Annotated in this window: 7 protein-coding genes and 1 pseudogene; all 8 read right to left on the bottom strand. The window is 70.2% G+C overall.

Features of this window, described 5'->3' with window-relative positions; genetic code table 11:
• Positions 1 to 10: 10 nt before the first annotated feature.
• A pseudogene (locus KBX53_RS11620) lies at positions 11 to 790 on the bottom strand (inositol-3-phosphate synthase); the annotation flags it as partial.
• Between the two features lie 636 nt (positions 791 to 1426).
• A complete protein-coding gene (locus tag KBX53_RS11615) occupies positions 1427 to 2635 on the bottom strand; it encodes a Gfo/Idh/MocA family protein (RefSeq protein WP_030330407.1) in 1209 nt (402 codons plus the stop codon).
• A 21-nt stretch (positions 2636 to 2656) separates the two neighbouring features.
• Complete coding sequence (locus tag KBX53_RS11610; protein WP_030330408.1) at positions 2657 to 3709, bottom strand: substrate-binding domain-containing protein; 1053 nt, start codon at positions 3707 to 3709, stop codon at positions 2657 to 2659.
• A gap of 97 nt (positions 3710 to 3806) precedes the next feature.
• Positions 3807 to 4934: an ABC transporter permease gene (locus KBX53_RS11605; protein ID WP_030330409.1), complete on the bottom strand. Its 1128-nt coding sequence runs from the start codon at positions 4932 to 4934 to the stop codon at positions 3807 to 3809.
• The gene (locus KBX53_RS11600; RefSeq protein WP_030330410.1) at positions 4931 to 6439 is read right to left on the bottom strand and encodes a sugar ABC transporter ATP-binding protein; all 1509 of its coding nucleotides are present in this window, start codon (positions 6437 to 6439) and stop codon (positions 4931 to 4933) included. The genes KBX53_RS11605 and KBX53_RS11600 overlap by 4 nt, the downstream gene beginning before the upstream one ends.
• 192 nt (positions 6440 to 6631) lie before the next feature.
• Positions 6632 to 7810 carry an ROK family protein gene (locus KBX53_RS11595; RefSeq protein ID WP_030330411.1) on the bottom strand — a complete coding sequence of 393 codons (1179 nt, stop codon included), beginning with the start codon at positions 7808 to 7810 and terminating at the stop codon, positions 6632 to 6634.
• 262 nt (positions 7811 to 8072) lie between these two features.
• Positions 8073 to 9098: a YihY/virulence factor BrkB family protein gene (locus tag KBX53_RS11590; protein WP_210859094.1), complete on the bottom strand. Its 1026-nt coding sequence runs from the start codon at positions 9096 to 9098 to the stop codon at positions 8073 to 8075.
• A gap of 64 nt (positions 9099 to 9162) precedes the next feature.
• Positions 9163 to 9747: ABC transporter permease (locus KBX53_RS11585; RefSeq protein WP_210859092.1), on the bottom strand; the 585-nt coding region annotated here is incomplete at its 5' end.

Raw genomic sequence — 9747 nt, 5'->3', positions numbered from 1 at the left:
GCTAGCTCTGCACCTTCGCCGCGTTCGCGGCCGGGTCGGCGAGGGTCGCGCCGTCGCCGCCGCCGAGCAGGTTGACCCCGGACCAGGAGCCCACGGCCAGGGTGCGCATCGCGAACATCGGCGCGAGCACCGACTTGACCAGGGTTTCCCCGGTCTTGCCGTCGTGCCCGGCGTACGGCAGGCGGGCCTCCTCGGCCAGCGCGGCGAGCGCCGGCAGCCGCAGCCCGGTGGACGGGGTGAAGTCGACGTACGGGCAGCCGGCGAGCAGCGCCGCGTAGCCGTAGAGGGAGCTGACCGGCAGCACCTCGTCCGGGCCGTCGAGGGCGGCGCGCAGCGCGGCCGGGTCGGCGTGCCCGGGGTGCGGTCGAGGGGCCGGCTCGGTGGCGGAGACGTTGACCACCACCACCCGGTCCAGCTCGTGCCGCTCCCGGAAGGTGGTGAGATCACGGACCACGGCGGCGGCCCGGTCGGCCTGGGTGTCGCCCACCGGTGCGGGGCGCAGCTCCTGCTCGACCACGCCCAGCTCGTCGCGGAGCGCCGCGACCAGCCGCCAGGGGATGACACCGGCGTCAGCGAGGGCCTCGGCGCGTTTGCACAGCGGAGTGGTGGCCAGGTCGTGCCCGCCGAAGACGAGGTCGGCGAAGGCCGGCAGGGCCGGGCCGCGCAGCTCGGGCAGCTCGGTGACGCAGCCGGTCGGCCCGGCCAGACCGGCCCGCAGCGCGAGCCCTCCGACGATGCTGGTGGTCGCAACGGACCCGCGCGCTCCTACCAGCCAGACACCTGTTCGCATGGTGCTCCTTCCCCGTTCACGAGGAACCGTCGGTACCGCTAAATATAGGAATATCAGAATATGTTTCGGAAAGATACGCCCCGGTTTTCCGAACAGCCGGGGTGGATGGGCCCCGTCCGCCCGTCCCGCACCGGAACAACACCGGCTTCCGACGTCGGCGTCGGCGGCGACGACGCCGGACCGGTCCCGGCAGGTGCGAGCAGACGGGGCTGGTAGGCAGGGTCGGGTCGGCGTCTCGACCCTGCCTCCCCCGCATCCGGCCGGTCGGGGCGTTGGCATGCCCCGGCCGGGCGCCTCAGGCCGCCGCGCCCACCGGAACACCGACCGGACCACGACCCGCCGGAAAGCGGCGGGCGGGTACGGCAGGGCTCGGGGTAGCGGCGGACGGTCTCATCAGGTCCTGTGGATCCTCACCGGTGGCGGTCCTCCGGTGCGACCGGGGAATCCCGGTCCGGTCACACCGGACGACCGTCCTGCTCGTGCGCCACCGGGCCGTACGGCCCGGGTGCACGCTCCCCGATGCCGACCTCTGTCCCGGCCACGGGGCGCAATCCGTGGCTGGTCCCTCGCCGGTCGGCGTCGGAAAGCCCGTCGGGCGACGGCGGCGCGTTCACCGCCGTCGCGGATGGTCAAAGGTCAGACGGCCGCCGCGGTCAGCGTCGGCGCCACCTCGGCCCAGGAGGAGCCGAGTTCCGCCGAGCGCGTCACCGCGTCCAGCACCAGCTGGACCTGCAACGCGTCGGCGAAGGAGGGAGTCGGGTCGACACCGGTGGCGACCGCCTCGATGAAGTCGCGCATCTCGTGCGTGAACGAGTGCTCGTAGCCGATGATGTGGCCCGGGGGCCACCACGCCGACATGTACGGGTGCTCGCCCTCGGTCACCAGGATGCGGCTGAAGCCCTGCTCCGCGGCCGGTCGGGTGGCGTCGTAGAACTCCAGCTCGTTGAGGCGCTCCAGGTCGAAGACCACGCTCCCCAGCGATCCGTTGATCTCGACGCGCAGGCCGTTCTTGCGGCCGGTCGCGAAGCGGCTGGCCTCGTACGTGGCCAACGCGCCACCGTCGAGCCGGGCCACGAAGACCGCGGCGTCGTCGACGGTTACCGGCCCGGTGGGCGCACTACCGCCGTCCACGGTGGCCGCCAGACCGCTCGATTCGGCCGGCAACGGCCGCTCCTTGACGAACGTCTCGGTGACCGCGCTGACGCCACTGATCCGCTGACCCGTCACGTACTGGGTCAGGTCGATGATGTGCGCCCCGATGTCACCGAGCGCGCCGGAGCCCGCCCTGTCCTTCTGCAACCGCCAGACCAGCGGGAACTGCGGGTCCACGATCCAGTCCTGCAGGTACGTCGCACGGACGTGTCGAATCACCCCTAGCCGTCCGTCGGCGACCAACTGGCGCATCATCGTGACCGCGGGGACCCGGCGGTAGTTGAACCCGCACATCGACCGCACTCCGGCGGCCCGGGCGGTGTCCGCCGCGGCGGTCATCGCCCGTGCCTCCTCCACCGTGTTGGCCAACGGCTTCTCGCACAGCACGTGCTTGCCGGCGGCCAACGCGGCGAGAGCGATCTCGGCGTGACTGTCGCCCGGGGTGCAGATGTCGACGACGTCGATGTCGTCCCGGTTGATCAGGTCACGCCAGTCGGTGGTGTACGCGTCCCAGCCGAGCCGGTCGGCGGCGTCGGCCACCTTCGCTGTGTCTCGGCCGCAGATCAACGCCATCCGGGCCCGTGCCGGCAGGTCGAACACGCGGTTCACGGTGCGCCACGCCTGCGAGTGCGCGGCGCCCATGAACGCGTAGCCGACCATGCCGACCCGCAGTTCTTTGTCGTTCGTGGACAAGGTGGGTCTCCCCCCGGTATGTCAGAACCCGAGCTTGTCGTAGCTGCTCGCGTTCTCCTTGGTGATCGTCTCCGAGGCCAGGGTCACTTCCTTGGGCACCTGCAGCTCCGTCAGGTCGCCCAGGCCCCGACCCTGCGCGATGAGCCGCGCGAGAGAGACCGCCGAGGAGGCCATCGACGGGTTGTAGGTGACAGTGGCCTTCAGCACGGTGTTGTCGGCCTTGATCGCGTCGATCGCGAGCTTGGAGCCCGCGCCGCCGACCATGAAGAACTCCGACCGGTTGGCCTGCTTGATGGCCGCGAGCACACCGATGCCCTGGTCGTCGTCGTGGTTCCAGACAGCGTCGATCTTCGGCAGCGCCTGGAGCAGCTGGGCCGCCTCGCGCTGGCCGCTGTCCGAGGTGAACTCGGCCGAGCGCCGGTTGCTCACCGTGAACCCGTAGGTGGCCAGGGCTGCCTTGAAGCCGTTGCTGCGCTCGACGGTCAGCGGGATCTCCAGACCGGCGATCTCACCGATGACCGGGTTGGCGACACCCTTGTCCTTGAGCATCTTGCCGATGAAGTGCCCGGCCGAGACGCCCATGCCGTAGTTGTCGCCCTTGATGACCAGCCGCGAGGCCAGCGCGTCGGGGAACGCCCGGTCCAGGTTCACGATCGGGATGCCCGCCTGCATCGCCTGGAGGGCAACGGCGTTGACCTCCTTGCCGTCGTGCGGCAGCACGACGATGATGTCCGGCTTCTGGGCGATCAGCGTGCCGAGCGTGGAGCGCTGGGCCTCGGAGTTCGACCCGCCGTCGACCTCCTTGAACTCCACGTCCGAGTAGGCCGCGGCCTGCGCCTTGGCGTTGGCGTGGATCGCGCCCATCCAGCCGTGGTCGGCGGCCGGCGCGGAGAAGCCGATGACGACCTTCTTGCCCGGGGCGTTGTTGCCTTCGGCGTTTCCGGCGGCCTTGGTCTGGGTGCTGGCGGCCGGAGTCTCGTTGCTGGTGCACGCGGTGAGAAGGGTGGCAGCGCCCACTGCGGCTCCACCGAAGAGCAACCGGCGGCGCGACAGGTCGCGACTGTGCTGGGTCATGAATGACCTCCTGGGAGCGGGATGTGACTTTGTGAGGGTGTGCGGGCCCCGGCCACCGTCGAAGATCTCGACGTCGCCAGGACAACGGTGCGGTGCGTCAGGTTGCGGTGGTGACCCTGTTCCGCGCGAGGAGCCGAGTGACGGACTTGAACTGGAACTGCTGGACCAGGACGGCGGCGACGATGATGCCGCCCTTGACCATGTTCTGGGCCTCGATGGAGAGGCCGTTGATGGCGAAGAGGTTCGTGATCGTGGCGAAGATGATGACGCCGAGCAGCGAGCCGACGATCGTGCCCCGGCCGCCGCTGAGCAACGTCCCGCCGATGATCGCCGCGGCGATCGCGTCCAACTCGTACAGGTTGGCCATCGCCGCCTGCGCCGAGGTGGCCTGCGAGGTGAGCATGATGGCGGCGATGCCGCAGCAGAGACCGGAGAGCGCGTAGAGCAGCATGGTGTGCCGCCGGACGTTGATGCCGGCCAACCGGGCCGCCTCCGGGTTGCCGCCGACGGCGATGGTCCGCCGGCCGAAGGTCGTCCGGTTGAGCACCACCCACCCGGCCAGCACCACCGCGCCGAGGATGTAGACGAGGATCGGGATGCCGATCACCTTGCGCGCCGCGATGTCGTTGATGAAGGTGCTGCTCGACACCTGGGTCTGCTTGTTGGAGATCGACGCGGCGAGGCCGCGCGCGGCCACCAGCATCGCCAGCGTCGCGATGAAGGGCACCAGCCGCCCGTACGAGATGAGCACACCGTTGACCAGGCCGACGCAGATGCCGACCACCAGGGCGGTGAAGATCATGCCGCCGGCGCCGTAGCTCTGGGTGGCCACAGTGGTGCACCAGACCCCGGCCAGCGCGACGATCGCACCGACCGACAGGTCGATACCACCACCGATGATCACGAAGGTCATCCCGACCGTGACCACGCCGACGACGGAGGCCAACTGGAGGATGGCCAGCACGTTGTTCCAGACCCAGTTCGGGTCGCCGTACAGGTCGGGCTTGGTGACCGCGCCGACCACGATGAGCGCGGCCAGCACCCCGATCAGACCGAGGTTGCGCTTCGCGCCGTCGCCGCCGTCACCCCGCCACCAGGAGAGCTTCCCCCCGGAGGATGCTTTGTCGCTGGCCACCGCAGTCTCCGCCGGGTCCACCGGCGGCGACTGTGCCGGAAGCTGCGGGCGCTCCGGTGTCGCGGTGGGAGTGGGAGTCGCGTCGCTCATGCCGGTGCGCCTTCCATCAAGGACCCCGCCATCACGAGGTCAAGCACAGTGTTCTCGTCGAGTTCGCCGGCCGCGGCTTCGCGGACGACCCGCCCTTCCCGCATCACCAGCACCCGGTCGGCCAGACCCAGCACCTCGGGCACCTCGCTGGAGACCAGCAGCACCCCGACGCCCTGAGCGGCCAGCGCCCGGATGACCTGGTAGAGCTCAGCCCGGGCGCCCACGTCCACACCCCGGGTCGGCTCGTCGAGAAGCAGCAGTTTGGTGCCGCCGAGCAGCCACCGCCCCACCACCACCTTCTGCTGGTTGCCGCCGGACAGGGTGCGGACCGGCCGGTCGACGTCGCGGGGCCGCAGCTCCAGGGTCTCGGCGATCCGGTCCGCCTCGGCGCGTTCCTTGGCCGCGTTGGTGAAGCCGAGCCGCGCGTACCGGCCGAAGGTGGCCAGCGTGACGTTGCGGTAGATCGGCTCGCCGAGCAGCAACGCCTGGCTCTTACGTTCCTCCGGCGCCATCCCCATGCCGGCGCGAACCGCAGCGCCGACGCCGGGCCGCAGGACCTTGCCGTCCATCCGCACCGTGCCGGCCTCCGGCAGGCGGGCACCGTAGATCGTCTCCAGCAGCTCGGAACGACCGGAGCCGACCAGCCCCGCGATGCCCACGATCTCCCCGGCGCGCACGTTCAGCGAGACGTCGGCGAACTCGCCCTCGCGGGTCAACCCCTCCACCTGGAGCAGGTCGGCACCCGCCGGGTCGTCGGCCGGCCGGTCCGGGAAGACGTACTCGATGGTGCGGCCGGTCATCCGGCTCACCAGGTCGCGGGTCGGGGTGTCGCGCGCCGGCAGGTTCGCCGCCGTGGTCCGGCCGTCCTTGAGTACGGTGACCCGGTCGCCGATCTCGCGGATCTCCTCCAGCCGGTGGGAGATGTAGATGACGGCGATGCCCTGCGCGGTCAGCTCGCGGATGATCCGGAACAGGTTGCCGACCTCGTCGTGGGCCAGCACCGCGCTCGGCTCGTCCATGATGATCAGTCGGGCCTCGTGCGACAGCGCCCGGGCCATGCTGACGATCTGCTTGCCCGCCGCCGGCAGGGACCTGACCATGCGCCCCGGCGGAATCTCACCGTGGCCGAGCCGGCTGAGGATCTGCCGGGTGTGCCGGGCCATCCGGCCGCGCCGGACGAACCCGAAGCGGCGGTACTCGTGCCCGAGGAAGGCGTTCTCCGCCACCGACAGGTCCTCGACCAGGTCAAGCTCCTGGTAGATCGTGGCGATGCCGGCCTTCATGGCCGCCTGCGGGTTGGCGAACGTGGTCGGCTCACCGCGCCACTCCACCAGCCCGGAATCCGGTTGGTGCACCCCGGCGAGCACCTTGATGAGGGTGGACTTGCCGGCGCCGTTCTGCCCGAGCAGGCAGTGCACCTCGCCGGCACGCACCTCCAGCTGCACGCCGTCGAGCGCGCGTACGCCAGGGAAGGTCTTGACCAGATCGGTGAGGCGCAGGACCACCTCGCCCGCGACGGTGTCGGCGGGAGCCTCGACCAGCGGCGCCTCGGCGACGGCCTCGGCCGACGCGGTGGCGGGGTCATCCTCGGGCAGGGCCACAGTCTCCTCCTCGCTCACGACGGAATCTCGAACAGCTCACTGTGCCGGCCTCTGTTCGCGACTGCGGGGCTCGCAAACCCGGCTCACTCCTCGCGCTCACGAGGCTTCCCCGAAGGCGACGTCGCTCGCGAGCACCGCCGCGCCGGTGACACCGGCCCGGCCGCCCAGCTCGGACAGGACGACGGGAAGGTTGCCGGTGGCCAGCGGCAGTGACCGGCGGTAGACCACGCTGCGGATCTCGGCGAGCAGGATGTGACCCAGCTGGGCCAGCCCGCCGCCGATCACGATCATCGACGGGTTGGTGAAGCTGACCAGGCCGGCGAGCACGCCGCCGACCCGCCGTCCGCCGTCGCGGATCAACTGGATGCAGGTCAGGTCGCCCTCGACGGCGCCCTCGGCCACGTCCAGGGCGGTCACCACACCACGCAGGGCCAATCGCTCGGCGAGCGCCGGCGACGTGCCACTGCGGGCGGCGGCCGCCGCGTCCTTGGCCAGCGCGGCGCCGCTGAACAGCGCCTCCAGGCAGCCGACGTTGCCGCACGAGCACATCGGACCGTGTGAGTCGACCTGGATGTGGCCGATGTCGCCGGCACAGCCGTCGGTGCCCCGGTAGACCTCGCCGGTGAGGTAGATGCCGCACCCGACGCCGGTGCCGATCTTCACGAAGAGGAAGTCGTCCACCGAGTGGGCGACACCGCCGTGCCGCTCGCCGATCGCCATGATGTTGACGTCGTTGTCGACGACCGCCGGGCAGCCGTGCTCCCGGCTGAGCAGTTCACGCACCGGGAACCGGTCCCAGCCCGGCATGATCGGCGGTGAGACCGGCACGCCGTCACGGAAGCTGACCGGGCCGGGTACGCCGATGCCCACCGCGTCCAGTCGCTCGTACGCGCCGTCGACCCGGGCCTTGTGCAGCAGCTCGTTGACCCGTTGCAGGGTCACCTTCGGGCCGTTGCGGATGTCCGCCGCCTCGGCGTAGTGGGCCACCGGTTCGAGGCGACCGTTGACCACCTCGACGTCCATCGAACTGGCGCCGAGGTCGACGGCGGCGAAGCGCAGCTTCGGGTTCAACTCGACGAGCGTCGAGCGACGCCCACCTCGGGACGCGGCGAGCCCCGCCTCGGCGACGTAACCCAACGCCACCAGGCGGTCCAGCTCGGCCAGCATGCGTGGACGCGGCATCTGGAGGCGGTCGCCCAGCTCGGCGCGGGACACGGCCCCCTCGTCGCGGAGCAACCGCAACAGTCGCACGTGCAGGGGGTCGACGGTACGCACCGGGGAGGCCCCCTCTTCATTGGCAGCGTTCACATCGACGCAATGCCGATGTGTTGTGTCCGACACAGTAAGAGCGTTCAGCGCCGCCTGTCCAGAGCTTCAACCGTTCCGAGACCAACTTTTGTCCGAAAGAACAAAAGCTACTAGTCGATCAAGGAAAGGATCACGGACGGCCTGCGACCCCTCGCCGCCAGTTTCATCGACAGACATGCAATCGCCCCGCCAGCCGATCCTCGGTGGCGGGGCGATTGGCGCCGGGTCGTCAGCGGCGGCCGGCGGAGTTGCGCTTCTTGCGGAGCTTGCGATCGTCGCGCAGCTCGACGTACGGCTCGTCGTCCACGGGGTGGCCGGCGGAGATCGCGCGACCGCGTTCCAACTCCGCGTCGAACTCCGCCCCCAGCAGGATCGCGATGTTGCTCAGCCACAACCAGACCAGGAAGATGATCACGCCGGCCAGCGTCCCGTACGTCTTGTCGTACGAACCGAAGTTGCTCACGTAGAAGGCGAACAGGCCGGAGATCACCAGCCAGATCACCACGGCCAGCACCCCGCCCGGGCTGACCCAGCGGAAGCCGCCGTGCCGCGCGTTGGGCGAGGCCCAGTAGAGGATCGCGAACATCAGGCTGACCAGGACCAGCAGCACCGGCCACTTGGCGACGTCCCACACCGCCACCGCCGTCGAGCCGACCCCGATCACGTCACCGACCGATTCGGCCAGGCGGCCGGTGAAGACCACGATCACCGCGCTGGCCAGCAGCAGCACCCCGATCACCGCTGTCACGCCGAGCCGGATCGGCAGCGTCTTCCAGATCGGTCGCCCCTCCGGCACGTCGTAGATGGTGTTGGAGGCACGCATGAACGCGCCGATGTAACCGGAGGCCGACCAGAACGCGGCCAGCAGACCGACGATCGCGGCGATGCTGGCCAGGCCACCGTTGCGGCCCGCGGTGTCGATCGCGCCCTCGATGATCTTCTGGATGCTGTCGTTCGGCACCGCCTGGTTGACGGTGTCCTTGACGCCCTCGGTGGCGCTCTCGCCGAGCAGGCCGAGCAGGGAGATCAGCACCAGCACGCCGGGGAAGATGGACAGCACCCCGTAGTACGTCAGTGCCGCCGCCCAGTCGGTCAGGCTGTCGTCCTGGAACTCGGTGATCGTTCGGCGGAAGGCCGCCTTCCAGCCACTGCCGGGCAGGTCGGTGGGGCTGTCCGGGCCCGCGTCGGGGCCAACGGGCGTGGTGGCCCGATCGCGATCACGCTCGCGCTGGGCGGAAGACTCGTCCGAGGCCATCGCCCCTCCTCCTGGTCGGTGGTGTCACCTCCGGTCATGCCCCGTCGACGGGCGCGGATAACCCCTAGGTGTAGAGCAACCTGGCCATTCGCCGGGAAGCCACCAGCAGGCCGAGCACCACCATCGCCAGCAGGTAGAGCACGTCGAGCAGCCAGAGCCAGCCGCCGCTGCCCAGCGTGACCCCGCGGATCAGGTGCACCGAGCGGTACAGCGGGGTGATCTCGACGAGCCAGTGCAGCACCGTCGGATAGGCCTGCGCCGGCACGAAGGTGCCGGAGAAGAGGAAGAGGGTGAACTGCGCGGAGCCCATCAGGTCGAAATCCTGCCAGCTGCGCATCAGGGTGGCGATCGTCATGCCGAGCGCCCCGAACGCGAACCCGACCAGCACCGCGGCCGGGAGGGCGGTCAGCGCGCGGGCGACGCTGGTCAGATCCAGGGCGACCATCACCCCGAGGAACGCCGCCGAGTAGGCGCCGCCCCGCAGCATCGCCCAACCCAACTCGCCCACGGCGATCTCGAACGGCCGTACCGGGGTGGCGATCATCCCGTCGTACAGCTTCATGTACTTCATCTTGCCGAAGAAGTTGAAGGTGGTCTCCGCGAGCGCCCCGGTCATCGCCGAGGCGGCGAGCATCGCCGGGGCCACGAC

Source organism: Micromonospora sp. M51 (assembly GCF_018070305.1).
GTDB classification, from domain to species: Bacteria; Actinomycetota; Actinomycetes; order Mycobacteriales; family Micromonosporaceae; genus Micromonospora; species Micromonospora parva.
This window is presented reverse-complemented; position numbering and strand designations above follow the sequence as displayed.